Genomic DNA, 26,150 nt, shown 5'->3' on the forward strand with positions numbered 1-26,150 from the left:
CTCAGGCCTTGGGCACCGAGAGCAGCAGCGCGTCACCCTGGCCGCCGCCACCGCACAGGGCGGCGGCACCGAGCCCGCCGCCGCGGCGGCGCAGCTCGTGCACCAGGTGCACGACCAGCCGGGCACCGGAGGCGCCGATGGGGTGGCCGAGCGCGATGGCGCCGCCGTCGACGTTGACCTTGTCGTGGTCGAGGCCCAGCTGCTTGGCGGAAACCAGGCCCACGGCGGCGAACGCCTCGTTGATCTCGACGAGGTCCAGTGCGCTGGCGTCGAGCTTGGCCTTGGCCAGTGCGGCCTTGATCGCGTTGGACGGCTGCTCATGCAGGCTCGCGTCGGGGCCGGCGACCACACCGTGCGCGCCGATCTCGGCGAGCGGCGTGATGCCGAGTTCCTCGGCCTTCGCGCGGCTGGCCACCACGACCGCGGCGGCGCCGTCGGAGATCTGGGAGGCGGAGCCGGCGGTGATGGTGCCGTCCGCGGCGAACGCGGGGCGCAGCTTGGCGAGGCCTTCGACGGTGGTGTCGGCACGCACCCCTTCGTCGGTGTCGAAGACGATGGGGTCCTTCTTGCGCTGCGGGATCTCGACCGGCGCGATCTCCTCGGCGAAGCGGCCGGCTTCGATCGCGGCGGCGGCGCGCTGGTGCGAACGTGCGGAGTACTCGTCCTGCTCCTCGCGGGTCAGGCCGTAGCGCTCGTTGTACTTCTCCGTCGACGAGCCCATGGCGACCTGGTCGAACGCGCAGAAAAGACCGTCGTGGGCCATGTGGTCGACGAGGGTGGTGTCGCCGTACTTGAAACCGGAGCGCGACTTCGGCAGCAGGTGGGGCGCCTGGGTCATCGACTCCTGCCCACCGGCCACCACCAGGTCGAACTCGCCGGCGCGGATCAGCTGGTCGGCCAGCGCGATGGCGTCGAGGCCGGACAGGCACACCTTGTTGATCGTCAGCGCGGGCACGTCCATCGGGATGCCGGCGGCCACCGCGGCCTGCCGCGCCGGGATCTGGCCCGCGCCGGCGGTGAGCACCTGGCCCATGATCGTGTACTGCACCGCATCGGGTGAAACGCCGGCCCGTTCGAGCGCCGCCTTGATGGCGATTCCGCCGAGCTGGGCACCGGAGTAGTCCTTCAGCGAACCCAGCAGCCTGCCGATCGGGGTCCTGGCCGCGCCCAGGATGACCGAGCTGGACTGTGTTCCGGACATGAGCAGCCTCCCACGGCGAACGACGGCGGTCCGTTCGACCATACCGGGCGGTGTGGCTTCTTGAATGAGTCAGTGTGAGCTGACGCACGACGCCTTTTCCGCGAACAGGACCTATTGTCGCTTCTCATGAATGAAGCGCTGAAGCCGTTCGTCACGACGATCGATCACGTCGGCATCGCGGTCGCCGACCTCGATGCGGCGATCGCCTTCTACGCGGAAACCTTCGGCCTCGAGGCGACCCACACCGAGACCAATCACGACCAGGGTGTCCGTGAGGCGATGCTGCACGCCCCCGGCGACCACGACGGGCCCGCCATCCAGCTGCTCGCGCCGCTGTACCCCGACTCGACCATCGCCAAGTTCATCGACAACCGCGGGCCGGGGCTCCAGCAGCTCGCCTGCCGGGTGTCCAATGTGGAAGAGGCGATGGCCGCGCTGCGCGCGAAGGGGCTCCGGGTCATCTACGACACGCCGCGGCCCGGCACCGCCGGTTCGCGGGTGAACTTCGTGCACCCGAAGGACGCGGGCGGAGTGCTCATCGAACTCGTCGAGCCGGCCAAGACCGGTGGGGACACCGAGGACTGACGGCTCGGTTCACGTCGCCGGGGCGGCTCGGAAGGTCAGCGCCCTGGCGATGAAGTTGAGCTCCCGTTCCATCAGATCCGGCGGATCGCCTTCGGCATGCCGGGCGACCGAGTGGCGATAGCTCACGGCCAGAGCCAGCAGGCCGGCCGCGCTCTCCACGTCGGTCATCGCGAGGCCGCCGACGCCTGCGGCCAGGATGACCGCCTCGACCTGGCGGACCAGCAACTTGAATCGATCCTGCAGCGCGTCGCGCACCGCGTGGTGTGTGTCCGCCTCGCGCCACAGCAGGTGGGAGAGCACCTGCGAAGCGCCGAGGCGCTGGTCCAGTTCCGACACCAGACGGCGCAGGCTCTCCGCGAGATCACCGGGCACCACCACCCTGGACGGCTCCACCTGCTCGTCGGGCAGGCGTTCGACCAGTGCGCTCAGCAGGTCCGCCTTGCGCTTGAAGTAGTAGTGCACCAGGCCTTTCGGCACACCCGCCCGTTCGGCGATCCGGGACGTCGGGGTGGCGTCGAAGCCGAACTCCGCGAACAGTTCCTCGGCAGCGGTGAGGATCCGTTCCTTCGCCGAAGGGTCCTCGCCGGTACTTCCCCGTGCCACCGAACCCCACCCCTTCCGCGTGCGCCGGGCCTCACCGTAACCCGGCCAGGCCCGGCCCACGCGAATAGCTCAGTGCTGGCCTGCCGTCCGGTCGTGGACGGCGTTGGCCACCGGCAGCGCGGTCGCGCCGGCGATCATCGTCAGTCCGCCGATGATCCACGAGGACCAGGCGGCTCCCATCATGCCCGAGTACCCGATGACCCAAGGCGAAATGAACAGCAGCGCACCCAGCACGATCTGGATGCCCTCGCCGTAGACCAGGCCCGGCATGGCCAGCGAGACCAGGCCGTCGACGGCAACCAGGGCGCCCAGCACGATGAGCGTCCACATGGCTGCGGTGTCGGTCTCCATCCACAGCGGCGTCAGCACCGCCACCACCCCGAGCACGACCTCCGCCCAGTCGTGCGGACGGGTCCACGGGCTCGTCGACATTTCGCGCACCGAGATCACCTCCGTTTGGCAGGAGAACCGTGTGTTTCGCGGTTCACCCCCCATGGTGAACCTTGGTTGGCCAGCCGGTCAAACTTCTGCGGGTCACGAACGCGTGTAGGAGCTACGCCCGTCGGGGGACTTCCGCGTGGTCGTCGTCTCTTCCGGGTTGAGCCGCGCGTTACTCGCCAGTAGTTTCTAGCGAACCGCGCCGACCCACGGAGGTTCGATGAGCGAGATCCAGCAGATCACCCAGGCCATCCTGGCCGGGGAGCCCGGTGAGGTGGCGTCGATCGGGGTGCCGGAGAGCTACCGGGGGATGACCGTGCACGCCGACGAGGTCGGCATGTTCGAGGGACTGGCCAGCCGCGACAAGGACCCGCGCAAGTCACTGCACCTCGACGAGGTGCCCACGCCCGAACTCGGGCCCGGCGAGGCGCTGGTCGCGGTGATGGCGAGCGCGATCAACTACAACACCGTCTGGACCTCGATCTTCGAGCCGCTGCCGACGTTCAAGTTCCTGCAGCGCTACGGCAAGCTCTCGCCGCTGGCCAAGCGCCACGACCTGCCGTACCACGTGGTCGGCTCGGACCTGTCCGGCGTCGTGCTGCGCACCGGGGCGGGGGTGCACACCTGGAAGCCCGGTGACGAGGTGGTCGCGCACTGCCTGAACGTCGAACTGGAGAGCCCGGACGGGCACAACGACACGATGCTCGACTCGGAACAGCGCATCTGGGGCTTCGAGACGAACTTCGGCGGCCTCGCCGAGATCGCACTGGTCAAGGCGAACCAGCTGATGCCGAAGCCGGCCCACCTGACCTGGGAGGAAGCCGCCTCGCCCGGGCTGGTCAACTCGACCGCCTACCGCCAGCTGGTCTCGCGCAACGGCGCCGACATGAAGCAGGGCGACGTGGTGCTGATCTGGGGCGCGTCCGGCGGGCTCGGCTCGTACGCCACGCAGTTCGCGCTCAACGGCGGTGCCATTCCGGTCTGCGTGGTCTCCAGCCCGGAAAAGGCGGAGATCTGCCGGAAGATGGGCGCGGAGCTGGTCATCGACCGCAACGCCGAGGGCTACCAGTTCTGGAAGAACGAGCAGGAGCAGGACCCCAAGGAGTGGCAGCGGTTCGGCGCGAAGATCCGTGAGCTGACCGGCGGCGAGGACCCGGACATCGTGTTCGAGCACCCGGGGCGCGAGACCTTCGGTGCGTCGGTCTACGCGGCGCGCAAGGGCGGCACGATCGTCACCTGCGCTTCCACCTCCGGTTACCTGCACCAGTACGACAACCGCTACCTGTGGATGAACCTCAAGCGGATCATCGGCTCGCATTTCGCGAACTACCGCGAGTCGTGGGAGGCGAACCGGTTGATCGCGAAGGGCCTGATCCACCCGACCCTGTCCAAGGCCTACCCGCTCGCCGAAACCGGGCAGGCCGCGCTCGACGTGCATCGCAACGCCCACCAGGGCAAGGTGGGCGTGCTGTGCCTGGCCCCGGAGGAGGGACTGGGCGTTCGTGATCACGAACTGCGGGCGAAGCACATAGCTGCGATAAACACCTTCAGAGGTGTGTGACGCCGCGGGCTAGGGTGGACCAATGAGTCTTGGCGACGACAGGGAACTCGTCCCACTGGGAGCCGGTTTCGACCTGGAGAAGCGGGGCTACCACCGCGCCCAGGTCGATGACCACCTCGAACGGCTCGACGGCGAGCTCAAGATGCTCACCTCGGACCGCGACGCGGCGATTTCGCAGGCCGGTGACCTGGCCCGCCAGCTGGAGATCGCGCGAAGCGAGATCGCCGAACTACGCGGTCAGGTCGAACGGCTGTCGCTGCCGCCCACCACCCTCGAAGGCCTTTCCGAGCGGCTGCAGCGCATGCTGCGCCTGGCGCAGGACGAAGCGTCGGACACGCAGGCCCGCGCCGAGGCCGAGGCCGCGCACATCAGGGCCAAGGGTGAGTCGGACGCGGCGGCGCTGCGTGCCGAGCACGAGGTGCGCCTGAAGCAGCTCGACGAGCGCCGCGAGGAAATGGAGCGCGAGCACCGCGGCGTCCTGGAGCAGGCGCGCGCCGAAGCGGAGAAGATCACCCAGGCCGCGAAAGAGGAACGCGACCGCCTGGACAGCGAGGCCGAGCAGCGTCGCACCCAGGTCGAGGAAGACTTCGAGATCGCCATGGCGGCTCGCCGGACCGAGGCCATGCGCGTGCTCGCCGAGCAGGAGGCGACCAGCAAGGCCGAGGCCGAGCGGCGACTGCGCGAGGCGACCGAAGAGGCCGCGAAGATCCGCGCGAAGGTGGCCGAGGAGGAAGCCGCGGCGAAGGCGGACATCGAACGCCGCCAGCGGGAATCCATCCAGGAAGCCAACAAGCGCAAGCAGGACTCCACCACCGAGGCGAACGCGCGGCTCACCGAGGCGGCGGACGAGGCTCGCCGGCGGGTGCGCGAGGCCACCGAAGAAGCCAACCGCCGGATCAACCACAGCCTCGAGCGCGTGGAGGCACTGCGCAAGCTCCGCGAGAGCATCGCCGCCCAGGTGCAGGCCGCGCGCAAGGTGCTCTCCGAGGCCGAAGCCGTGCTGCACCAGGAAACCGGCGGGGCCACCGCGGTGGCCCCGGCGAAGCCGGAGCGAAAAACCGAACCGGAGCGGCCGAAGTCCGGGAACTCCGGCAACGCTGGCAACTCTGGAAACGCCGGGAACTCGGCCGAAGCGACCGTGAAACTGCCCAAGCCAACGCCCCAGCCTGCCCCACGCAAGCCGGCGCCGGGTCAGCGTCCTGCGCAGGCCCGTCAGAAGCCCTAGTCTCAGCACCCACCGATCGCAGGAGGAAGACGAATGAGCGCCTACCAGACCGTGGTCGTCGGCACGGACGGTTCCGACTCTTCGTTCGCCGCGGTGGACCGGGCGGCAGCCGTCGCCGGGGACGCCGGTGCCACCTTGGTGATCGCCTGCGCCTACTACCCGGCGAGCAAGCAGGACGTCGAGAAGGCCCAGGACGTACTGCGTGACGAGGCGTACCAGGTGGTCGGCTCCGCCCCCGCCGAGGACACGCTGATCTCCGCGCGCGACCGCGCGGCGAAGGCCGGCGCGGAAAAGATCGAGACCGTCGCGGTGGTCGGCGAGCCGGTCGAGTCGCTGCGCAAGATCGTCTCCGAGCGGTCCGCCGACCTGCTGGTGGTCGGCAACCGCGGGCTGAACACGCTGGCCGGGCGCATCCTGGGCTCCGTACCGTCGGAAGTGGCGCGCAAGTCCGGCGTGGACGTGCTCATCGTGCACACCACCTGAGGTGCCGACGGACGCGGGTAATCCCGGCGAGCTGCAGCAGCGCCTGGAGAAGGTGCTGCTCGGCGGCCGGCGCAAGTACACCCGCCTGCAGGTGGTCGAACGGGCGGGCGTGCCGGAGGACCGGGCACGCCGGCTCTGGCGGGCGCTCGGCTTCGCCACCGTCGAGGACCACGAGGTGGTCTTCACCGACGCCGACGTCGAAGCCATGCGCACGGCGGACAGCCTGATCAAGGCCGGGCTGGTCGACGCGCGTGTGGAGACCGCCGTGACCAGGGCGCTGGGCCAGCACCTGTCGCGGCTGGCCGAATGGCAGGTCCACATGCTGTGGGACCTGATCACCGAGAACCCGGAACTGGGCCGAAACGAACGCCAGATCGCGCGGCTGGTGGACCGGCTGCTCCCCGAACTCGAGCGCGTGCAGAGCTACGTGTGGCGGCGGCACCTCGCCGCATACGCCGGGCGCGCGCTGGCCTCGCCCGAGGAGAACCTGGAGGCGCGCAGCCAGGTCGTCGGTTTTGTGGACATGGTCGGCTTCACGCGGCTGACCAGGCGGATCGACGAAAGCGAGCTGGACGGCATCCTGGACGGGTTCGAGACGGTCGCCTCCGAGGTGATCGCCGAGCACCACGGGCAGATCGTGAAGATGATCGGTGACGAGGTGCTGTTCGTCGCCGACACCGCGGCCGACGCCGCCGAGATCGCGCTGACGCTGAACGAGCGCGTCGAGGCCGACGCCGCGCTCCCCTCGGTCCGTGCGGGCATGGCCGCCGGGCGCATCCTGAGCCGGTTCGGCGACGTCTACGGCTCGGTGGTCAACCTCGCCGCGCGGCTCACCTCGGTGGCCAAGCCGGGCACCATCGTGGTCGATCGTGAGCTCGCCGCCGAGCTGTCCGGCGATCCGGCCTACGAACTGCGGTCGCGGCGCGCGGTTTCTGTCCGGGGGTACAGCAGGCTCAAGCCGTGCTCGTTACGCCGGGCGCGTGAACGGCCGGGCAACCGCTTCGAAAGCAGCCAGCAGCTCGCCGCCGAGATGCTTGGCCTGCGACAAGCCCGCGCCGAAGGGGTGGACAACGAGGTCGACGAGGGTTTTCCCGACTACCGCACGTAGCCGGATCCGGTGCGTTGGGTATCGCCCAAATTTCTTATTTCGCCTACGTCTGAGCGCGCGTAGAGTGACTCCGCGCACTCAAACGGACACTCTCAGCTCTCATCCTGTTGAGCTAGCCCATTGCCCGAGGAGGTGAAAACCGTGCGTGCCGACCCCGGGCGAGACGGGAAACGGACGCGAAGCCCGCTCCAGGAGATCTTCTGGACGCGGACCAGCCTGCTCCTGCTCGTCCTGGTCGTGGTTTCGATCAGCTGCCTGTTCCTGGCCAGCGGCATGGACCCCGGGAACGGCAAGAACTTCGTCAACTCGGTCGGCACCGGCACGATGATCTCCGCGGTGGTCGGCTTCGGGCAGACGCTGATCACGGCGGCCGCCTCGCAGCGGGCGCTGGTGGCGCCGGTGATCGACGAGAGCAAGCGGGCACTGGAGAAGCTCGCCGCCGAATACCGGTCGCTGAACAAGGAGTTCTTCCCCACCGACGTGTTCGAGGCGACCCCCGAACCGGACCCCAGGTTCAACGAGCTGATGATGCGGGACCTCGCGGGCAGCAGGCAGTACTTCTTCCGCGGCTTCTCCGGCCGGTTCGCCGCCGCGAGGCTGCTGCTCTCCCACGCCGAGTGGGAGATGCGGGCGGTGCTGGCCGATCCCAGCGACGCCACCACGATCAGCGGCCGGGCCCGCTACCTGCTGCGCCAGGAAGGGCCGGAGGCGGACTACGACGCGATCCAGCGGCGGCTGCAGGACGAGATGGGCATGGGGCTGATCGGGTTGTTCCTGGCCAGGAGCCGGTGCACCCGGATCGATCTCACCGTGGTCACCGATCCCCCGCTCGACCGGCTGGAGATCTTCGACGACTGCGTGTGGGTCACGCTCTACAGCGACGTGGGCCCGGAGAGCGCGCTGTACCCGCGAACCCTGCGGTTCTCCGAGGGTTCGTTCGTCTACAACATGGAACGTGCCGAGTTCCTCCGGCTCGGCGGTGGCCGGAACGGCAGGCACTTCCAGATCACCCCGGAGACCACCCGGGCAGATTTCATCGCGCTGTTCGGCAAGGCCACCGGACGACCGTTGTCCGAGGAACAGTTCAGCGAGCTGGAGGGCCGGTTCCGGTCCTTTTCCCAGGAATTCTCCACCGCCGCTGGGCTGAGGAGCTGATAGATGGTGTTGACCAGCACATGCCCGCTCGCCGAACTCGCCGCCGACGTGGCCGATCGCGCCGGTGACGACTGGCGGGCGCTCGCGGAGCCCTTCCGGCACTGGGCCGCCCGGCCCGGCCTGCGGGCCGAGCTGCGGGCGCACATCCAATCCCTGCCACCGGAGCCGGCGAGCGCGATGATCCGGCGCTCCAGGGAGACGACCACGCACTTCGCCTGGTGCCTGCGCGACGAACGGGAGGAGCCCTTTTCGTTCTGGCTGCACGAATACAAACCGCAACGGGACTGGCGACACGGTTACGCCGATTCGGTGCACAACCACCGGTACCACTTCTGGACCACCATCCTGCGCGGCAGCTACCTGCACGAGCGCTACGCCGCGACGCTGGACGCGGCCAGCGGGCTGATCACTTCGGCCGAGTTGATCCACGGTGACGACTACCCCGCCGGCACCACGGGCGTGCTGCTGGCCGACGAGTTCCACCGCATCCCGAAAGCCGCTGACAACACGATGACCTTTCTGGTGAAATCACGACCAGTGAGCGAATGGAGCGTTTCCTTTGACCCATTGACCCGAACGAGTCATCGTCACGTCCCGGTGGAAACCCGTTTGGGGGAGCTTCTGGAACGAATCTGAAGTCACCGGTCGCGCGCAAGCGATTACCATCACTCCACCCGGCTACCTTCCCGAGCCGGTTCGGAGGGGATCGACAATGCGCGCCCACACCCTGGTTCACGCGACCTTCAGCACCGTGCCCGCCGCGGCGATCGACGCCGTCGAGCAGGCCGTGCGGCAGCTCTGCCGGCGCTACGCCGAGCGGCTGCCCTTCCACGGCTGGCACCACGTCAGCTTCGTCCGTTCGAAGGCCGTCGGTTTCGCCGAGCGCAACGGCGCCGACGTGAGCATCGTCGAAACGGCCGCGCTGGTGCACGACGTCAACTACCTGGTCCGCCGCAACTCCCCCGCCGCCGAGGGCAGCGGGCTGCGGATGCGGCTGCTCGCCGACGCCGGGGTGCCGCTCCGTGCCGCGGAACGCATCGACGCGATCATCGACGAGGCCGAGATGGCCAATCGCGGCCCGGACATCTCGCTCGAAGCGCAGGCGCTCAGCGACGCCGACACCCTGTTCAAGGCACTGCCGGTGACCCCGGTGATTCTTGCGCACAAGTACCTGCGCGAGAACGGGCTCAGCCTGCGCGAGCTGGCGAACAAGATCGTCGGCGAGCAGCGGGACGTGCACGACGAGGGTTACTACTTCTACAACGCCGAGGCCGCCGCCGAATACTCGCGCTGGGCACTGGCGAACCTCGAGCTGTGGCAGTGCATCAAGGAAGCGGTGGACGACCCGGCCGTCGAGGAACTGCTCGACGCGGTCGACGCGGCGGCTTCCTGAACAACGCCCCGCTGTCGGCACAGGGGCCAATACGGGTGCGGATGCGTGAATTCATTCATACCCGGTGATGAACTGACTACACCATGGTCCCGCCATTCGGACGGTTCTTCTCCTCGCCCGGCTGAATTCGCGCCACGGATAACCGGGCGCCACTATTGTGGCCGTGTTGGGCCGTCCACTGGATAGGAGTCATGGTGCCGGACAAAGTCGCGACCGGTCGAAGAGAGCCGCAGCCCCAGGGCCTGAGCACGCTGGGCAAGGATCTGCGGACCAGGGTCTCCAGCGACACCTACGAAGCCACCGAAAGAATCGCCAGGAAACGCGGGGTGAGCATGGCGCACATCGTGCGTCAGGCGGTGGAGAATTACCTGGAGAAGGCACGCTGAAACACTGATGCGTTCGATGTCACAGTGGCCATCGAACGCATCAGGAAATTGAATTTTGAAACAGTATCAGCGGTCGGCGGGCAGTACCGCGTACTGGCGGACGTAAAGATCGGTGTAGGTGACCGGACCACGCGGGCCGGGCACCTTGTCCAGGTTGATCCCGGTTTCCGGGACCCCGCGCAGCTTGAAGCCGTCGAGCAGGCGGGTGGGAGCGTTCCAGAAGACCCCGGTGCCGGTGTAGCCGTCGAAGAAGGCCTCGGCGGTGGCCGCGTTCTCGGTGGCGATGCCCGCGGCGAGACCGGAGGTCTGCTCGTTGGCGATCCGCGTGGCTTCCTCGACGCCCGCCACGGTCGAGACGGTGACGGTGGCCTCGCGATCGGAGTCCAGCGCCCACTCGTACCCGATGGCGTGCTCGTGCGGCGGCAGCGAAGCGGTGACGCCGCGGCCGGCGAGGGCTTCGCTGACGACCGGCCACGCCTTGTCGTGAATGCTCTCGTCGATCAGCAGCAGGTTCAGCCGGTTGCACACGCCGAGCCGGTCCAGGCTGCCCGAGACGAGCTCACGCACCTTCTCCAGGTCGGCGGCCTCGTCGACGAAGAGCACGCCGCCGCCGTCGGCGTGGGCGAGCGTGCGCACCCCGTGCTGGGCGGCTTCGGTGGCGAGCGCGCGGGTGCTGTCCCCGCTGCCCCGCAGGATGACCAGCGGGATCAGGCCGGGCTGCGCGACCAGCGCGGCCGCGGCGTGCCGCTCGGCACGCGGGACGAGCTGCACCGCGTCCTGGTCGATTCCGGCCTCGGCCAGCGCGGGCGCGATGACGATCTCGAGCAGGCGCTGGGCGGAGCCGAGCGCGGCCGAACCGGTGCGCAGCACCCCGGCGTTGCGCGACTTCACCAGCTGGGACGCCACATCGACGGTGACGTTCGGCCGGGCCTCGTAGTTGGCGCCGATCACGCCGACCGGGCGGCGCCGCTCCACCAGCCGCAGCCCACCCTCCAAAGTGGACAGCGGAAGGCTGCGCTCCGGGTGCGGGGCGGCGGCGAGCAGGCGCAGTTGCTCGGCCATGCCGGTGAGCCGCTCCTCGGTGATCGTCAGCCTGTCGAGCAGGCCAGCGCTCATCCCGTCCTCACGCGCCTTGGCCACGTCGGCGGTGTTCGCCTCGAGCACGGCTTCGCGGTTCGCCAGCAGGCGCTCGGCCATGCCGACGAGCGAGGCGTCGATGGCCTCGTCCGGCGCGGCGGCCAGCGATGGCGCGGCACGCTTCGCCGCCCGTGCGCACTCTTCGACTGCCTTGGCCACGTCGTCGCTCATGCGTCCAGTTTGCCGCACGCGTGAACTCAGCTGAGCACGGGTTCGAGCAGCCAGCTCCCGCCGAGGAACAGGCTGCCGAACGCGAGCACACCGAGCGCGAGCAGCCACAACGCCACCGGCACGCCGGTGAGCCGGGCCAGCTGGTCGACGTCGGAATCACGGGCCGCACCGCGCCGTCGCTTGGACTGCAGCTCGAAGACCGGGCGCACACCACCGAGCAGGAGGAACCACGTGATCGCGTACACGCAGACCGCCTGCACCCCGGGTGGCGCGAGCAGCGCAACGCAGCCGAGCCCGATCGCGGCGGCGACCACCGAGAACGCGCCGTAGACGTTGCGGATCATCACGAGCACGCCCAGCAGCAGCACCGCGGCGACGCCGAGCAGCACCGAGATGCGGTCGGCGTTGACCAGCGCGGCGAAGGCCAGGCCGAGCAACGCGGGGGCCGGGTAGCCCGCGAGCGCGGTCAGCACCATGCCCGGCCCGGTCGGCTTGCCACGCGAGACGGTGACGCCCGAGGTGTCCGAGTGCAGCCGGATGCCCTGCAGGCGACGGCCGACCAGCACCGCGGCGAACGCGTGGCCCGCCTCGTGCACGATCGTCACCAGGTTGCGCGCGAGCCGCCACGGGGTGCCGGACACCACCAGCAGCAGCGCGGCCACGCCGGTGATGAGCGCCACCAGACCCGGCGGATCCGGCTGTGCGTCGAACAGTCCCCAGAATCCGTCGGTGCCTTCCACGCGGACACCTCAGCACATATGAAGTTGGATCGGTGTGACGCCCCCTTTCACCGCCCCTCGGCGCGGATGGCCGCCGCGCGGAACAGGAAGCCGACCCAGCTCCGGTAGGGCCGCCAGCGCTCGGCGATGCGGGCCAGCTGGTCGACGTCCTGGGCGTCGACCTGGTAAGCACGCGCCATTTCCTCGTGCAGCCGCTTCTCGTGGCGGGGGAAGACGTCCGGGTGACCGACCCCGCGAATCAGGATCAGCTCGGCGGAGAACGGGCCGATGCCGGGCAGTTTCCGCAGCCTGGCCAGCGCGACCTCGGCGGGCAGGGCTCGCAGGCGCCCGGCGTCCAGCACGCCCTGCTCGGCGGCGCCGGTGAGGATGCGCAGCTGCTTCATCTTCGTTTCGGGCAGGCCCAGCGGCCGTTCCAGCAGGCGCAGTGCCTTCGGCGCGGGGAACGAGCTGATCGAGTGGCCGTCGACGGTCAGCTTCGCGCCGTAGCGGTCGGCGATCCGCTGCTTGATCCCCGCCGCCTGGACCATGCGGATCCGCTGCCCGATGATCGCCCAGCAGGCCGCCTCGTACGGCGAGTGGAACAGCACCGGCCGCAGGCCCGCGGCGGAGGCGACCAGGCTCCTCGCCACCCGGTCGCCCCGGACCGCCTCGGCGACCGCGGCCGCGTCGAAGTCGAGCGAGAGGATCCGCTCGGCCTGACGGCAGGCTTCGGCGGCCGACTCGCCATCGGCCTCCAGCTCGACCACCCCACCGTCGTGCTGCCGGGCCACCACACCCGCCGGCTGCCAGCAGCCGTCGACCGGGAAGGCCAGCCGCAGCGTGCCCGGCTCCCCCGCCGCGTCCGGCCGCCCCGCCGGCCCGAACTCGCCCAGGAACCGCATTGAAGCCCGCAGGTCGAACGGACCGCGCGGGGTGATCGCCACGGCTGCACCCGGCCGCCACGCCGTGATCGGCGACATCGGTACCTCCTCTTCCTCGCCGCTCGCGACGCTAGCGGGCAGCCCCGACAGTTCCGGCGCGAAAACCGGTTGCGGGTGGTGCTAGCTTCGAGCGCATGGGAGCTACTTACATCTGCCGCGCAGCGATCGCCCGGCCTCGGCCGCGGCACGCCTGACGCGGCGGCCGTCCCCTCTTCACTGAGCACCAGGCGCTGATCATCCGCGCCTGATCCGTCCGCACGACCTGTTCCGGTCGCCGCGTCTCGACGTCCACGCGTGCCTTCCGCACGCTTCCTTCGTCCTGACGTGGAGCGACCATGCCCGCCAACGGGTCATCTCATCCTGCCCGGAAACACCCCAAGCCGAATCCGTCCGGCGTCCACTTCCTGGCCGCGCCCCGGATCGCCGACGAGCTGGTGCGCTCGGCGGCGATCACCGAAGCCGACCTGGTGGTCGACTTCGGCGCCGGCCACGGCGCGATCACCGCGCCGCTGGCCAGGACCGGCGCCGAAATCCTTGCCGTGGAACGAGATCCCGAGTTCGTGCGCAAACTGCGGACCCGGCTGTCCGACGCACGCAACGTCCGGGTCATCCCGGCCGACGCGCGCACCTTTTCCTTGCCACGCAAGAAATTCGCCGTGGTCGCGAGCATTCCCTACGCGGTGTCCACCGCACTCATGCGCCGCCTGCTCAGCCCGACCGCCTCGGCACTGGACCGGGCGGCGCTGATCGTCGAATGGGGATTCGCGAAACGGCTCAGCGCCACCAGCCCCCGCGACCTCGAAACCGCCTGGTGGGCGGCGAGGTTCGAACTCAGGCTGGTGCGGCGCATCCCGGCCAGGCACTTCAGCCCGGCCCCGAAGGTGGACTCGGCGCACCTGACCGTGCACCGGCGCGGCAAACCGGACAAGCTCACCGACCGAGCACTGTGGACACTCCTGCAGGCGGCCCACCGCACGCCGCACGCCCCGGCGCGGACCGCCGTCGCCTTCCTCGGGCGCAAGCCCCATCGCCTGCTCAAGGCCAACGGCATCGATCCGGAACGCGCGGCCGCCGCGGTGCCACCGCCGGACTGGGCCGCGCTGGCGAGGCAGCTCGCGGCGGACCGCAGCCTGCACTGGCCCCCGTTGCCGAGGGCTTTGCGCGAGGACCGGCGCTGACATACTCTCGGTATCCCAACTGCTCCTGGAGTGCGTGATGCCGACCGAGACCAGCCAGGACCGCCTGCTCGACCTGCTCGAAACCCCGCCGGTGCGGACCACCGCCGGCTATCCGGACCTGCTCGGCGACCGCACGCAGGCCGGGCCGCCGACCGGGCCGGCGCAGGTGCTGATGAGCGTGGGCCTGGTGTCCGCGATCTACGAGCGGTACTGGCGGCCGGCGCTGGGCAGGCTCGCCAAGGGCCTGCGCGGGCCGAGCATGACCGGCGAGGTCGACCTGGCCACCGACCTGCTGCGGCTGCGGCGCGGGCAGGTGGTGCTCGACGTGGCGTGCGGGACCGGCCGCTTCACCCGTGCCTTCGGGGAGGCGGTCGGCCCGGACGGGCTGGCCGTCGGGCTCGACGGCTCGCGCACCATGCTGGCGCGAGCCGTCGAGGCGGGCGGTGCCGCGTCGGTCGCCTACCTCCGCGCGGACGCCGTGCACCTGCCGCTGCGGCCGTCCACTGTGGATGCCGTGTGCTGCTTCGCCGCGCTGCACATGTTCGGCGATCCGGAAGCCGCGCTGGATTCCTTCGCCTCGGTGCTGAAACCGGGCGGGCGGCTGGCGCTGCTGACCAGCGCGCGGCGCGACTGCCCGCCGATCCGCGAGCTGGACACGCTGACCGGACTCGCCAGCGGCCAGCGCATGTTCGACCGCGGCGAGGTCGGCGACCTGCTGCGGGCACGCGGTTTCACCGAGATCAGCGAACGCTATTCCGGGGTCACGCAGATCGTCGGTGCGACGCATTAGCATGCGGCAATGACGGCTCCCCACCACGCCAGCCCCAGCCAGCCCGACGACGCCTACCTCCGCGCGATCGTCGCCGAGACCGCGGACGCGGTCGAAGCCGCCGAACCGCTCGGCTCGCCCCACCGCGGCGCGCCCGAGGAGATCCGCGCCGAGGTCGGCAGCCTGATCGACGCCCGCGCGCAGGACCTCGTCGCGTTGAGCCAGGACCTGCACGCCCATCCGGAAGAGGGCTTCGCCGAGACGCGTTCCGTGCGCGCGCTCGCCGAGTTGCTGCAGAACCACGGGCACCAGGCGACCGTCGGCGTCGGCGGGCTGGAGACGGCGCTGAGCGCGACGGTCGGCGAGGGCGGCCCGCACGTCGCGCTGCTCGCCGAGTACGACGCGCTGCCCGGCGTCGGCCACGGCTGCGGGCACAACATCATCTGCGCCACCGCGGCCGGTGGTTTCCTCGGTGCCGCGGCCGTCGTCGAACGCCTCGGCGGGCGGGTCTCGCTGTTCGGCACGCCCGCCGAGGAAGGCGGTGGCGGCAAGGAAACCATGGCCAGGGCCGGCGTTTTCGACGACGTGGACGCGGTGCTCATGCTGCACCCGTTCAGCCACGACATCGCGATGCACCCGTTCCTCGGCAGGCGGCAGCTGGAGATGGTCTTCCACGGGGTCGCCGCGCACGCCTCGGCGCAGCCGTTCATGGGCCGCAACGCGCTCGATGCCGCCGTCGCCGCGTACCAGGGCGTGGCGGCGCTGCGGCAGCACCTGCCCGGCACCGACCGCGTGCACGGCGTGTTCACCGACGGCGGCGCGCGGCCGAACGTGGTGCCGGATCGCGCCGCGGTGCTGTTCTACCTGCGCTCCGGGCAGCCGGAAACGCTGCGCGACCTGGCCGAGCGGATGACCAAGATCGCGCACGGCGCGGCCGAGATGACCGGCTGCGGTGTGGAACTGCACTGGGACGAGCAGCCCGCGTACCTGCCGATCCGGTTCAACGGCGCGCTCGCCGGGCGGTGGGCGGTCAACCAGGAGGGCTGCGGCCGCAAGCCGTTGCCGCCGGGGATCGTGCCGGAGTTCCTCACCGGCTCGACGGATCTGGGGAACCTGAGCTACCGGATGCCGGCGATCCACCCGATGCTCGCCGTGTCCGGGCCGACGGTTGCCTTGCACACCAAGGAATTCGCCGAAGCGGCCGGGTCGCCCGCCGGGGATCGCGCGGTGGTCGACGGGGCGCTCGGGCTCGCGCTGACCGCGGCGGACTACCTGGCCGACGCGGACCTGCGCACGGCGGTGCACCAGGAGTTCGAAGCGGCGGGAGGTGCACTGGACGTTCCGTCGTTCTTCGGTTGACCACAGGGGTTTCTCAGCTGATTCTTCTCAGAAAAGTCCGCGGGTAATCCACAGCTTGCTCACAAGCGGGCGCGTGAACCTGGGTGCATGGACGAGAACCGGCAGAACCCGTTGTTCACCCCGCAGCACCACGAGCAGCCGCCGTTCTATCCGGCGCCGGCCCGCAAGCCGAAGCGCCTCGCCGTGCTGGTGAGCGCGGCCGCCGTCGCCGCCGCACTGGTCGGCGGGGCGGGCGGGGCCGCGCTCGTCGGCCTGGCCGACGACGCCCCGGCGAGCACCGGCACCAGCGCGCTCGGCACGGCCACCGGGCAGACCGTCGCGAACTCCGGTTCGGACGTCTCGTCCGTGGCGCAGCAGGTGCTGCCGAGCGTGGTGCAGGTCAACGTGACCACCCGCGAGGGCGAGGCGATCGGGTCCGGGGTGATCCTCTCGTCCGATGGCAAGATCCTGACCAACGCGCACGTGGTCGAAGGCGCCAGCGGGGACGTCACGATCACGCTGTCCGACGGCACGAAGTACCAGGCGAGCGTGCTCGGCGCGGACAGCAAGGCCGACATCGCGGTGCTGCAGGCGAAGAACGCCAGTGGCCTGACCGCGGCCAAGCTCGGTGATTCGAGCCAGGTGCGGGTCGGGTCCGAAGTGGTCGCCATCGGCTCGCCCGGCGGCCTGCAGAACACGGTGACCTCGGGCATCGTCAGCGCGGTCGGCCGGAACCTGTCCGACCTCGGGCAGCAGGAGCAGCAGCAGTCGCCGTTCGGGCGGACCAGCACGCAGCAACAGCAGGGGCCGAGCTACACCGCCATCCAGACCGACGCGTCGATCAACCACGGCAACTCGGGTGGCCCGCTGGTCAACGCGAACGGTGAGGTGATCGGGATCAACACCGCGATCTACTCGCCGTCGTCGGGCGGCAGCATCGGCATCGGCTTCGCGATCCCGATCAACGACGCGGTAAAGATCGTGGAGCAACTCGAGCAGGGGTGAGCGAGGGGGCGAGCGGGTGGACCAGGGTCGGGGTGGTCCACCCGCTCGGTTATGCCTGCGGCTTCTTGAGTTCCGGGTGGACGGCGACCACGAGGTGGTGCGTGCGGCCCTCGGGGGCCGAGTCGTCGTGGTACTTGGCGACCAGTGACGTGACCGCCTCGGCGAGTTCTTCGGCGAATGCCGCGCGATCGGCGGCAGTCGCGAACCGCACGTCGCCGTCGATGGTGAAGGTGGCCAGCTTCTTGCCCGCCCGCTGCGCCCCGGTGAGCAGCTCACCGACGTCACGCACCAGGCGCGAAGCCACCGCGAGCAGCCAGCGCGCGGACAGCCTGTCCGGCGACTGCCGCGGATCGGGCTCCACCGCGCCCAGCACGCTCGGTGAGATGACGTACGAGGACGCGGTGGCCCGCAGCACGCGCTCGGTGACGTTGCCCTTGCGGCGTTCCTCGACCAGCGAGACCAGCCCGTGCTGCTCCAGCGCGCGCAGGTGGTAGTTGATCTTCTGCCTGGCCAGGCCCAGCTTCTTGGCCAGGGTGGTGGCCGAGCCCGGCTCGGCCAGTTCGGCGAGCAGGCGGGCCCGCATCGGGTCCAGCGACGCGCCGGCGGCCTCGGCGTCGTCGATCACCACGATCTCGTTCATCCGCCCACGGTCCCACCGACAAGTTTTTTTGTCAATCGAGCAGGTAGTCCAGCTCCAGCGTGTGGCCGCCGTCCTCGTGCTTGGTGATCATCGCCGACCCGGTGATGCCCGCCAACTCCCCGATCCCGGAGCCGGGCAGGATCTTCAGCTCGTAGCTGTCCGCGAGAGCGGCGTGCTGGAGCACAAAACCGCCCTTGCGCCCCTCGACGGACACGCTGAACCGCTCGAAGGCGACGTACGCCTGCCCGGTTTCGCTGATCGCGCTGAGCATGGTGACCGTGCTGGTCCCCTCGACGGCCCCGGTGAAGGTCTTGGTCAACCGCACCTGGCCCAGTTCGGCGCCCTCCGCTTCATCGAGGGTCGACGGCTCCCAGTTGTCCACGGTGAACGCGGCAGTGATCTTCGGCATGACCTCAGCCTGGCAGCCCAACCTGACAGGGTGTGTCAGGTTTTCAGCGGCGGCGGTTCCCGAACAGGCCACGCGTGACCTCCCGCCCCAGCGCGCTCGCGGCCGAGCGCAGGAACGAGCGGACCGCCGGGTTGTCCATGGTTTTCTGGATGAAACCGGGGCCCTCCGGCTCGTCCGGCCGGGGCTGCTCCGCGGGCTGTTGTTCGGGCTGTTGTTCGGGCGCCGTGGCCGCCACCTTCGCGGCCAGCTTCTCGTAGGCCGACTCGCGGTCGATCGTCTCGGCGTACTTGCCGTGCAGCTGCGACGCCTTGGCCGACGCGCGGATCGCCTCCTCGCCGATCGAGCCCATCTTCGACCTGGGCGCCCGCAGCCTGGTCCACGCGACCGGCGTCGGCGCACCGCGTTCGGACAGCACGGTCACCACCGCCTCCCCGATGCCCAGCGAGGTCAGCGCCTCCTCCAGGTCGTAGTGCGCGGTCTTCGGATAGGTCCGGACCGTCTTCGTCAGCGCCTTCTGGTCCTCGGGCGTGAACGCGCGGATCGCGTGCTGCACCCGCGCGCCCAGCTGGGACAGCACGGCGTTCGGCACGTCGGTCGGCAACTGCGTGCAGAAGAACACGCCGACGCCCTTCGACCGGATCAGCTTGACCGTCTGCTCGATGCTGTCGAGAAAGGCCTTCGACGCGTTGTCGAACAGCAGGTGCGCCTCGTCGAAGAAGAACACCAGCTTCGGCTTGTCCAGGTCGCCCGCCTCCGGCAGTTCCTCGAACAGCTCGGCCAGCAACCACATCAGGAAGGTGGAGAACAACGCGGGCTTGCTCTGCAGGTTGTCCAGCTCCAGCAGGCTGATCACGCCCTCGTGCATCAGGTCGGCGACCTCGAGCTCCGGCTCCCCGAAGAAGTCCTCCCCGCCCTGCGCCGCCAGGTTGACCAGTGCGCGCAGGATCACACCGGCGGTCGCCGCGGACACCCCGCCGATGCCCTTCAGGTCCGCCTTGCCCTCGTCGCTGGTCAGGTGGGTGATCACCGCGCGGAGGTCCTTGAGGTCCAGCAGCGGCAGGCCGCGCTCGTCGGCCCAGTGGAAGATCAGGCCGAGCGTGGACTCCTGCGTTTCGTTGAGGCCCAGCACCTTCGACAGCAGGATCGGCCCGAAACCGGTGATCGTCGCGCGCACCGGCACGCCGCGGCCCTCGGTGCCCAGCGAGAGGAACTGCACCGGGAAGCCCGACGCCTGCCAGTCGTCGCCGAGTTCCTCCGCGCGCTTGGCCAGCTTGTCGTTCGGCTCCCCCGGTTCGGCCAAACCGGACAGATCGCCCTTCACGTCCGCCAGCACCACCGGCACGCCCGCCGCCGACAACTGCTCGGCGATCAACTGCAGCGTCTTGGTCTTGCCCGTGCCCGTCGCGCCCGCGACCAGGCCGTGCCGGTTCAGCGTGGCCAGCGGCAGCCGCACCCCGGCACCCGGGCGCACCTCCCCGCCGAGCACCACCGACCCCAGTTCGAGTGCCGCACCGTCGGTCCGGTAACCGTCGGTGATCGCCGAGACGTCCTGGTCCATGTCCGCCCTCCCGTTACGCCGTCCGGCCGAGCGTAACCGCGGGAACCGCAGGTCGCGCCCGCGAAAGTGCCCCGGAAGAGTTAGGGTGCCCGGGTGAACGATCGTCTTGTCTGGATCGACTGCGAGATGACCGGCCTCGACCTGGGCAAGGACGCCTTGATCGAAATCGCGGCCCTGGTCACCGACGCGGACCTGAACATCCTCGGCGAAGGCCTCGACCTCGTCATCCACTGCGACGAGGAAGCCCTCGCCAACATGCCCGACGTGGTCCGCGAGATGCACGCCCGGTCCGGACTCACCGAGGAGGTGCGCCGGTCCACGGTCACCCTCGAGGAAGCCGAGCAGCGAGTGCTCGACTACGTGCGCGAGCACGTGCCCGAACCCAACACCGCCCCGCTCGCCGGGAACTCCATCGCCACCGACCGCGGCTTCATCGTCCGCGACATGCCCGCGCTCGACTCGCACCTGCACTACCGCATGGTCGACGTGTCCTCGGTCAAGGAACTCGTCCGGCGCTGGTACCCGCGGATCTACTACGCCAAGCCCGAGAAAGGCCTCGCCCACCGCGCGCTCGCCGACATCCGCGAATCCATCGGCGAACTCGACTACTACCGGCGCGTCGCCTTCGTGCCGCAACCCGGGCCCACCACCGAACAAGCCCGCGCGGCCGCCGCCGAAGTCCTCAAGCAGCCCCGCGGATAACCCCTCGAACGGGCACGCTACGATAGTCCAGCCGAGGTGATCGTCAGACCGCCTCGCACGGTGGGTGTAGCTCAGTTGGTAGAGCACCTGGTTGTGGTCCAGGAAGTCGCGGGTTCAAGTCCCGTCACTCACCCCAGTGGCCCCAGCGTGGTCGGGAGTTCCTCCCTTCCCACGCTGGGGTTTTGTCGTTTTTCTGGGGGTCGGACCCCCAGGCCCCCGCCAGGGGGCGGAGCCCCCTGGACCCCCGTGGTGGCTGGGCACGTTTGCTTGTTGTGTGGTGGTTTGTGAAAGGGCCCCCGCACCGGGGTGGTGCGGGGGCCCGTGCGTGGCTTGTGGTCAGTTCTTCTGGCCGCCGGATTTCCAGTCGTCCCAGGACATTTGCCAGACGGACCAGCCGTCGGTGGCGGCCAGGGTCTGCGGGCCGCCGTTCTGCACGGTGATGATGTCGCCCTTCTTCGAGGTGTCCATCATCCACTTCGCGTTCTCGGTCGACAGGTTGATGCAGCCGTGGCTCACGTTGCGCTTGCCCTGCGAACCCACCGACCACGGCGCCGAGTGGTAGAAGATCCCGCTGTTCGACATGCGGACCGCGTACTGCACGTAGGTGCGGTAACCGGCGGCGCTGTCCGTCGGCACGCCGTAGGTGCTCGAGTCCATGGTGTAGCCGTTGTGCTCGCTCATCACCGTGTAGTTGCCGTTCGGCGTGCTGGAGGACTTCTTGCCCATCGAGATGGGCATCACCTTGGCCTCCTGGTCGTTGATCGACACCTTCATCTGGAAGGTCGCGCCGTCGGCCACCGCCACCAGCTTGTCGCCGATGGTGAAGTTCGCCGCCCGGTCCTCCTTGCCGTAGGTGCCGTTGCCCAGGTGCTTGCCGTACACCGCCGCCTTCACCGAGACCTTCGTGCCCGACGGCCAGTAGTCCTTCGGCCGCCAGATCACCGAGGTGTCGCTGAACCAGTGGAACGCGCCCTCGACCTGCGGCTCCGACTTGATCTCCAGCGCCTTCTCCGCGGCCGCCTTGTCCGCCACCTTCATGCCGAAGGTGAAGATGATCGGCATGCCGACGCCGACCGTCTCGCCGTCCTGCGCGTTGATCGACACGGTGGTCTGCCTGGCCGGCTTCGCCGTGTTGAAGGCCGAGGTCGAGGTGGTCGGCTGGCCGTTGGTGCCGGTGCCCGTCGCGGTCAGCGTGTAACTCTTGCCGTAACCGAGCGGCTCGGTGGAAACCCAGCCCGCGCCGTCCGGGGCGAGCTGGCCTGCCACCAGCTTGCCCTCGGCGTTGGTCAGCTTCACGTCGTTGATCTTGCCGTCGGTGGCGTTGACCCGCACCGGCTCGCCGGGGGCCACGTCCGCCGCGCCCTGCGCCGGTGTCAGCGCCAGCGACACCGGCCTCGGCGGGGCCGTCGAGGTCTCTTTCGGGGCTTCCTGACCGCCAGGGCCGGGTTCCGCCTCCGGCCCCGACGTGCAACCCGAGATGATGAGCCCGGCCGCGACCGCCAGCAACGACAACCGCACCCCGGAACGCCCTGTAATCGGGCGACGCCCCACTCCGCCCCGACCGCTCATGGAAGACCGTCCATTTCGATTAGAAGAATGCCCCAAGTGTCCGGCTACAGTGTGCCCGACCACGTTCCGGAGTGTGTGCGGGACTGGTCAACTGGGTCGAACTCGCTTCGGGGGACCCCCGTGAAGGGGCCCGGAACCGCGTGCTAAAGTTTCTCTCGTTGGTGCGGGAGAGCAGGAAACCCGCCCGGCGCCATTAGCTCAATTGGCAGAGCAGCTGGCTCTTAACCAGCGGGTTCGGGGTTCGAGTCCCTGATGGCGCACTCCCAGACTCCAGGTCAGCAACAGCGCTGACCTGGAGTTTTGTGTTTCCCGGGATAGTTTCTGGTTGTCCTTTGTGGTCGTCTCGCGCCCGAGGGACTCCCGGCGGTTTAGGTGTCCACGGTCACGGTGATCGAGGAGTGCCGCGCGCCGCGGATCACCGCCTTCCCGCTGTTCCTTGCTCAGATCGTTGTGCTCGACGATCCGCTCCAGATCCGGGGGCGCACACGGATCGGTCGACCTCCGGCAGCTTCCGCTTCGCGGTGAGTACCGCAGCGATCACGTCCAGTCCAGTACGGGCAACTTCGGGACTTCAGGCTGCGACTGTGAACGCACGCTCGTAGACCGTCACTCCTTGCACATCTTCGTACACCACCGTTGGGCGCAGTCGATTCCAGCGGTGGCCGAGCAGAAGTGACAAGCCCATCGGTCCCGCCAGGAACAGGTGGATCCTGGGGCTGTCCTGACATGCTTTCCGGACGGCGTCACGGCAACCTTGTGCGAACGCGGTGGCCACGGCGGGACTGGGGATGGCGTTGTCGCGGATCCCGAGGGCTGGCGACAGGCAGAGGAGCCGCCCGGCCGGGACTCCGGCCTCGTCGATGAACGCGAGGACCTCCTCCACCGGGTCGGCGGACACCGCGATCGCTACGGCCAGATCCCCTCCCCCGCCGATCGGATACTCGGACAACGCGGGGACCGCCACGGTCTCGAAGTCCGTGTTCGACGCCCAGAGTGCTCCACGCTGGTTGACAGCGACGTCCACCCCAGTGACCATTCGGAGCGCACTGCCGACCGCGAAGGCGGTGGCCTGCCGGAGACTGCCGGTCAGCAGAATCTCAGGGTGCCCGACCGGCAGGTTCCGCGGGATCTCCTCGATCTCCGCCTGGAGTTCGGCCCACGTCGACGGGGCAAGCGGGCGCCGTTTGAGGTACGGCGAATCCCCTTCGAACCTGTCGACCCAATCCAGGGAGTAGTCGGCTTGCGCTGCCATGACATCGGGTTTCAGGGTGGCTACCGAAAGCACGGCGCGAGGACGTGCGGCACACAACCCGAGTTCGACGACCGCTCGCTCGATCTCCTCACGATTGACTTCGGGCGCCCCGCCGGCGGCACGACGTTCCATCCAATCGCGAGCCGCGCGATCGGCGGCGTCGTCGTCTCGGAGACCCGCTGCGTAAACCATGTCCTGGAAAAGCCGCTGATCCCGGGATATTTGCCGGTCAGCAGCCGAAGCGACGGGGCGCCGAAGACTGACGGTGCCATCGGCACTCACGGCGATGGAGGCCGCAGCACCGGCTCCAACTCCCGTGGGCCGCTGGACCGCCGCGACGATGGCTTGCCACGGGCTCAGGTCATCCACCGGAAGATCGCGCAGACCAGGGATCTCTCGCGCAAGCCGCTCCGCGAGACCGGCGATGTCGTGGCGTTGCCGCCGAGCACGGATCTCGAAGTACTGGAGCTTGGTCAACCCCACCAACTCGGCGGGCAGTTCTTCCGCGGACAACCGCGCGCCCTCGAACAAGACCGGCACGACAGGAACACCGTGCTCCCATGCTTCAAGAATCTCCCGGCGCACCCAATCGTCAGGATGGTCGATGGCACGGCTGCCAGGCTCGCCGGTCAGCCAGCGAGCGCCGATCAGGCTGAGCAAGACAGCACTTTCACGCACCCGGGAAAGCAAAACCGGCTCGAAGTCGCGACCCAAGGGAATGGATTCGTAGTCCAGGAAGACAGACTTCGCACCAAATCTGGCCGACAACTCGGCATGGACGAGCGCCGCGGCGGAAGCCGTGTCCCTGCCCCGATAGTTGACGAAGACCAGAGTCGGCGCCTCGTCAGCGCGACCAGCGGAAACGTCTTGCGTCACCTACGTGGTCCCTTCGCACCACGATCCCGGAATCGTGTACACGAATTCCTTGCCACCTCTGTTCGACGGGATGCTTTTTTCGCGCTTGAGCGTGCCACTCGATACCAGGCGCTTCAGCCGATTGTTGACGTTCTGCAGCGTGACACCGAGACGCTCGGACAACTCCCCGGCGCGAAACCGCCGCAGCGCGACAGCATGGCGATACGTCTCATCCAAATGCTCCGGCGCTGCTATCAGGTGGATCTCATCACCGTCCACAGTGGCTGCCATCAGCTCGCGTCGATCAAGGCATATCTGCATGGTTTCAAGGGTCTCCTCGTTCAACCCCCGAAGCAGCACAGCCGATACCGCAACATCTCCGGTGGCGACCGCGACGTAGAACTTCCCGAGAAACTCGTCGGCGAAACTGATGGTCATGGCATCGACTCCGGTGAAGTCGATGATGATCTCAGCATCGTGCGGCGCGGTGGACGCCTCGTGCTCCAGTGACTCCCGCGCGAGCTTGGCGGTGCTACGGGTGGCGAGGAAGGAGCCGTGTTCGCTCACGCGGTACAGATGATGCCGTCCCATCACAAGCCTCCCCGTTTCATTGAAGCCATTGAAGCACAAGCGGCGGTGACTAGTAAGGACGCACTCGCAGCCATGCCCAGGTCCCCGGCACGTCGACTTCGTCGAGTACGCACCTCGGACGTCTCGTGCCACCGTGGCCGACAACACTGGCGAGGCCTTTGCCGCTGCGCAGCTGCAAGCGGGCAAAGCCCGTTTCCGGCACGGCTCGCCACAGGTCGTTCAGACCATGACCTCGCTCCTCTTGAGTGCCGGTCACCCCTGGCCTGAGTGCCGTCTTCAAGGCCGCCACATCGTCGGCCGGGACTTCGTTGGCCAAGTTGCGGCTCAGATGCGCGCGCACACCGATCCCGGTGTCGCAGACCGCGAACTCGATACCGGGCCGACCGCTGGTCGTCCCGGTGTAGACCTGCGCGGCAATGAAAGCACCGAGGTCGCTCCGCCCATGGCTGATCGCGTTGTCGACCAGTTCACCGACTGCCGCGAAGTACCGGCGCCCGCGGGGCCCGTAGCGCGACGTGAACACCCGGCCGAGTCGATCGAGCAGCCGGTCGGCATCATCGGGGGTCAGGTGCGCGACTTCGAGCAAGCTGTCCGCCCGGTCCGCGCGGGGCCCACCGGCGAGCGCTCCGACAACCTCCGCGCCGACGGGCAGGTTGCTGATGACGTCCAACCGTTCGAGGTACGACGTGACATTGTGATCGCGTGGCGCGATCAGCCGCACCCGGTCGCCACCGGCCTCGGCGGAACGGGCGAGCGCCACCATCGCCGCGAGGTCGAGCGGCGAGGCGAAGGTGAGCCGCCGCGCATCCAGGATCAGGGAGCCAGCCGCCGGCTCGACCAGCCGGAGGCGGCGCAGCAGCGGCCACCGCCCGGCGAGCTCGATGCGCACGCCACCCAGTTTTCCAGATCGACACGCCGAGCTGGGGGCGGACACGTCGGCGCGCGGTTTCATCTGGTTCAATGAAACCGATGCGGCGACAAGGTCGCTGCCCGGCGAACGTTCGCCGGGCAGCTCACCCGACAAGGAGGTGCCCGCGCATGACCGGAGCAACGCGGACCAACCACGCTCTTGGCGTCATGCTGCGCGATGCCGGACCTGCCCGGCTTCACCGGTTCCGGCCTCGTCCAGCGGCTGGTTCCCGCCGCGGTGCTCGCCTCCGGCACCGAACTCACCCCCA

Annotated in this window: 27 protein-coding genes and 2 tRNA genes; 16 read left to right on the forward strand and 13 right to left on the reverse strand. The window is 69.1% G+C overall.

All coding sequences use genetic code 11. The features are described from left to right. Nucleotide 1: 1 nt before the first annotated feature. Complete coding sequence (locus A4R43_RS20755) at nucleotides 2–1,201, reverse strand: acetyl-CoA C-acetyltransferase (protein ID WP_113697766.1); 1,200 nt, start codon at nucleotides 1,199–1,201, stop codon at nucleotides 2–4. A gap of 126 nt (nucleotides 1,202–1,327) precedes the next feature. On the opposite strand from A4R43_RS20755, the gene mce reads away from it, so the two are divergent. After that, nucleotides 1,328–1,786 (forward strand): methylmalonyl-CoA epimerase, encoded by a 459-nt coding sequence (gene mce / locus A4R43_RS20760; protein ID WP_113693855.1) that lies wholly within the window; start codon nucleotides 1,328–1,330, stop codon nucleotides 1,784–1,786. A 9-nt stretch (nucleotides 1,787–1,795) separates the two neighbouring features. Here mce and A4R43_RS20765 read toward each other — a convergent pair whose 3' ends face one another. Next, entirely contained in the window at nucleotides 1,796–2,389 is a 594-nt protein-coding gene (locus A4R43_RS20765; RefSeq protein WP_113697767.1) for a TetR/AcrR family transcriptional regulator, read from the reverse strand. 69 nt (nucleotides 2,390–2,458) lie between these two features. After that, complete coding sequence (locus tag A4R43_RS20770; protein WP_205215514.1) at nucleotides 2,459–2,821, reverse strand: SPW repeat protein; 363 nt, start codon at nucleotides 2,819–2,821, stop codon at nucleotides 2,459–2,461. 226 nt (nucleotides 2,822–3,047) lie between these two features. On the opposite strand from A4R43_RS20770, the gene ccrA reads away from it, so the two are divergent. The 8 genes from ccrA to A4R43_RS20810 all read left to right on the forward strand — a co-directional run bounded on the left by ccrA (nucleotide 3,048) and on the right by A4R43_RS20810 (nucleotide 10,138). Continuing rightward, nucleotides 3,048–4,388 (forward strand): crotonyl-CoA carboxylase/reductase, encoded by a 1,341-nt coding sequence (gene ccrA, locus A4R43_RS20775; protein ID WP_113693856.1) that lies wholly within the window; start codon nucleotides 3,048–3,050, stop codon nucleotides 4,386–4,388. 22 nt (nucleotides 4,389–4,410) lie between these two features. Then, nucleotides 4,411–5,613 carry a coiled-coil domain-containing protein gene (locus tag A4R43_RS20780; protein WP_113693857.1) on the forward strand — a complete coding sequence of 401 codons (1,203 nt, stop codon included), beginning with the start codon at nucleotides 4,411–4,413 and terminating at the stop codon, nucleotides 5,611–5,613. Nucleotides 5,614–5,646: 33 nt separating this feature from the next. Continuing rightward, entirely contained in the window at nucleotides 5,647–6,096 is a 450-nt protein-coding gene (locus A4R43_RS20785; RefSeq protein ID WP_113693858.1) for a universal stress protein, read from the forward strand. Nucleotide 6,097: 1 nt separating this feature from the next. Continuing rightward, the gene (locus A4R43_RS20790) at nucleotides 6,098–7,204 is read left to right on the forward strand and encodes an adenylate/guanylate cyclase domain-containing protein (protein ID WP_205215388.1); all 1,107 of its coding nucleotides are present in this window, start codon (nucleotides 6,098–6,100) and stop codon (nucleotides 7,202–7,204) included. 216 nt (nucleotides 7,205–7,420) lie between these two features. After that, complete coding sequence (locus tag A4R43_RS20795; protein WP_335645169.1) at nucleotides 7,421–8,359, forward strand: hypothetical protein; 939 nt, start codon at nucleotides 7,421–7,423, stop codon at nucleotides 8,357–8,359. 6 nt (nucleotides 8,360–8,365) lie between these two features. After that, the gene (locus A4R43_RS20800; protein WP_162788846.1) at nucleotides 8,366–8,995 is read left to right on the forward strand and encodes a hypothetical protein; all 630 of its coding nucleotides are present in this window, start codon (nucleotides 8,366–8,368) and stop codon (nucleotides 8,993–8,995) included. Between the two features lie 76 nt (nucleotides 8,996–9,071). Next, complete coding sequence (locus tag A4R43_RS20805) at nucleotides 9,072–9,752, forward strand: HD domain-containing protein (RefSeq protein WP_113693860.1); 681 nt, start codon at nucleotides 9,072–9,074, stop codon at nucleotides 9,750–9,752. A 191-nt stretch (nucleotides 9,753–9,943) separates the two neighbouring features. Then, complete coding sequence (locus A4R43_RS20810; RefSeq protein WP_113693861.1) at nucleotides 9,944–10,138, forward strand: ribbon-helix-helix domain-containing protein; 195 nt, start codon at nucleotides 9,944–9,946, stop codon at nucleotides 10,136–10,138. Between the two features lie 66 nt (nucleotides 10,139–10,204). On the opposite strand, the gene A4R43_RS20815 is transcribed toward A4R43_RS20810, so the two are convergent. The 3 genes from A4R43_RS20815 to A4R43_RS20825 are packed head-to-tail and all read right to left on the reverse strand — an operon-like array spanning nucleotide 10,205 to nucleotide 13,145. Further along, nucleotides 10,205–11,446 (reverse strand): aldehyde dehydrogenase family protein, encoded by a 1,242-nt coding sequence (locus A4R43_RS20815; protein ID WP_113693862.1) that lies wholly within the window; start codon nucleotides 11,444–11,446, stop codon nucleotides 10,205–10,207. A gap of 26 nt (nucleotides 11,447–11,472) precedes the next feature. Further along, complete coding sequence (locus tag A4R43_RS20820) at nucleotides 11,473–12,186, reverse strand: M50 family metallopeptidase (RefSeq protein WP_113693863.1); 714 nt, start codon at nucleotides 12,184–12,186, stop codon at nucleotides 11,473–11,475. Nucleotides 12,187–12,233: 47 nt separating this feature from the next. Then, nucleotides 12,234–13,145 (reverse strand): DNA-3-methyladenine glycosylase family protein, encoded by a 912-nt coding sequence (locus A4R43_RS20825; RefSeq protein ID WP_113693864.1) that lies wholly within the window; start codon nucleotides 13,143–13,145, stop codon nucleotides 12,234–12,236. Between the two features lie 296 nt (nucleotides 13,146–13,441). Here A4R43_RS20825 and A4R43_RS20830 point away from each other — a divergent pair, with 296 nt between their 5' ends. From A4R43_RS20830 to A4R43_RS20845, 4 genes are all read left to right on the forward strand, one after another. Further along, nucleotides 13,442–14,284, forward strand: coding sequence for a ribosomal RNA small subunit methyltransferase A (locus A4R43_RS20830; RefSeq protein ID WP_113693865.1), 843 nt, complete (start codon nucleotides 13,442–13,444; stop codon nucleotides 14,282–14,284). 37 nt (nucleotides 14,285–14,321) lie between these two features. Then, nucleotides 14,322–15,074: a class I SAM-dependent methyltransferase gene (locus A4R43_RS20835; RefSeq protein ID WP_113693866.1), complete on the forward strand. Its 753-nt coding sequence runs from the start codon at nucleotides 14,322–14,324 to the stop codon at nucleotides 15,072–15,074. A 9-nt stretch (nucleotides 15,075–15,083) separates the two neighbouring features. Then, nucleotides 15,084–16,412, forward strand: a complete 1,329-nt coding sequence (locus A4R43_RS20840; protein ID WP_113693867.1) for a M20 family metallopeptidase — start codon at nucleotides 15,084–15,086, stop codon at nucleotides 16,410–16,412. Between the two features lie 87 nt (nucleotides 16,413–16,499). Continuing rightward, nucleotides 16,500–17,396 carry a S1C family serine protease gene (locus A4R43_RS20845; protein WP_113693868.1) on the forward strand — a complete coding sequence of 299 codons (897 nt, stop codon included), beginning with the start codon at nucleotides 16,500–16,502 and terminating at the stop codon, nucleotides 17,394–17,396. A 49-nt stretch (nucleotides 17,397–17,445) separates the two neighbouring features. Here A4R43_RS20845 and A4R43_RS20850 read toward each other — a convergent pair whose 3' ends face one another. From A4R43_RS20850 to A4R43_RS20860, 3 genes are read right to left on the reverse strand one after another with little or no spacing between them, the layout of a single operon-like run. Then, complete coding sequence (locus A4R43_RS20850; protein WP_113693869.1) at nucleotides 17,446–18,036, reverse strand: ArsR/SmtB family transcription factor; 591 nt, start codon at nucleotides 18,034–18,036, stop codon at nucleotides 17,446–17,448. A 31-nt stretch (nucleotides 18,037–18,067) separates the two neighbouring features. Next, nucleotides 18,068–18,445, reverse strand: coding sequence for a DUF3224 domain-containing protein (locus A4R43_RS20855; protein ID WP_113693870.1), 378 nt, complete (start codon nucleotides 18,443–18,445; stop codon nucleotides 18,068–18,070). A gap of 43 nt (nucleotides 18,446–18,488) precedes the next feature. Further along, nucleotides 18,489–20,003: a helicase HerA-like domain-containing protein gene (locus A4R43_RS20860; RefSeq protein WP_113693871.1), complete on the reverse strand. Its 1,515-nt coding sequence runs from the start codon at nucleotides 20,001–20,003 to the stop codon at nucleotides 18,489–18,491. 93 nt (nucleotides 20,004–20,096) lie between these two features. On the opposite strand from A4R43_RS20860, the gene orn reads away from it, so the two are divergent. Both orn and A4R43_RS20870 read left to right on the forward strand, forming a co-directional pair. Then, entirely contained in the window at nucleotides 20,097–20,705 is a 609-nt protein-coding gene (gene orn / locus A4R43_RS20865) for an oligoribonuclease (protein ID WP_113693872.1), read from the forward strand. A gap of 60 nt (nucleotides 20,706–20,765) precedes the next feature. Then, a tRNA-His gene (locus A4R43_RS20870) sits at nucleotides 20,766–20,841 on the forward strand. A gap of 200 nt (nucleotides 20,842–21,041) precedes the next feature. On the opposite strand, the gene A4R43_RS20875 is transcribed toward A4R43_RS20870, so the two are convergent. Then, nucleotides 21,042–22,274 carry a L,D-transpeptidase gene (locus tag A4R43_RS20875; protein ID WP_113693873.1) on the reverse strand — a complete coding sequence of 411 codons (1,233 nt, stop codon included), beginning with the start codon at nucleotides 22,272–22,274 and terminating at the stop codon, nucleotides 21,042–21,044. Nucleotides 22,275–22,461: 187 nt separating this feature from the next. Here A4R43_RS20875 and A4R43_RS20880 point away from each other — a divergent pair. After that, nucleotides 22,462–22,534: transfer RNA gene (locus A4R43_RS20880), tRNA-Lys, on the forward strand. Between the two features lie 311 nt (nucleotides 22,535–22,845). Here A4R43_RS20880 and A4R43_RS20885 read toward each other — a convergent pair. The 3 genes from A4R43_RS20885 to A4R43_RS20895 all read right to left on the reverse strand — a co-directional run bounded on the left by A4R43_RS20885 (nucleotide 22,846) and on the right by A4R43_RS20895 (nucleotide 25,861). After that, nucleotides 22,846–24,402 carry an SAVED domain-containing protein gene (locus tag A4R43_RS20885; RefSeq protein WP_113693874.1) on the reverse strand — a complete coding sequence of 519 codons (1,557 nt, stop codon included), beginning with the start codon at nucleotides 24,400–24,402 and terminating at the stop codon, nucleotides 22,846–22,848. After that, entirely contained in the window at nucleotides 24,403–24,948 is a 546-nt protein-coding gene (locus tag A4R43_RS20890) for an STAS-like domain-containing protein (RefSeq protein WP_162788527.1), read from the reverse strand. A gap of 73 nt (nucleotides 24,949–25,021) precedes the next feature. After that, entirely contained in the window at nucleotides 25,022–25,861 is an 840-nt protein-coding gene (locus A4R43_RS20895) for a hypothetical protein (RefSeq protein ID WP_113693876.1), read from the reverse strand. Nucleotides 25,862–26,150: the final 289 nt, after the last annotated feature.

Source organism: Amycolatopsis albispora (assembly GCF_003312875.1).
In the GTDB taxonomy this organism is placed as follows: Bacteria; Actinomycetota; Actinomycetes; order Mycobacteriales; family Pseudonocardiaceae; genus Amycolatopsis; species Amycolatopsis albispora.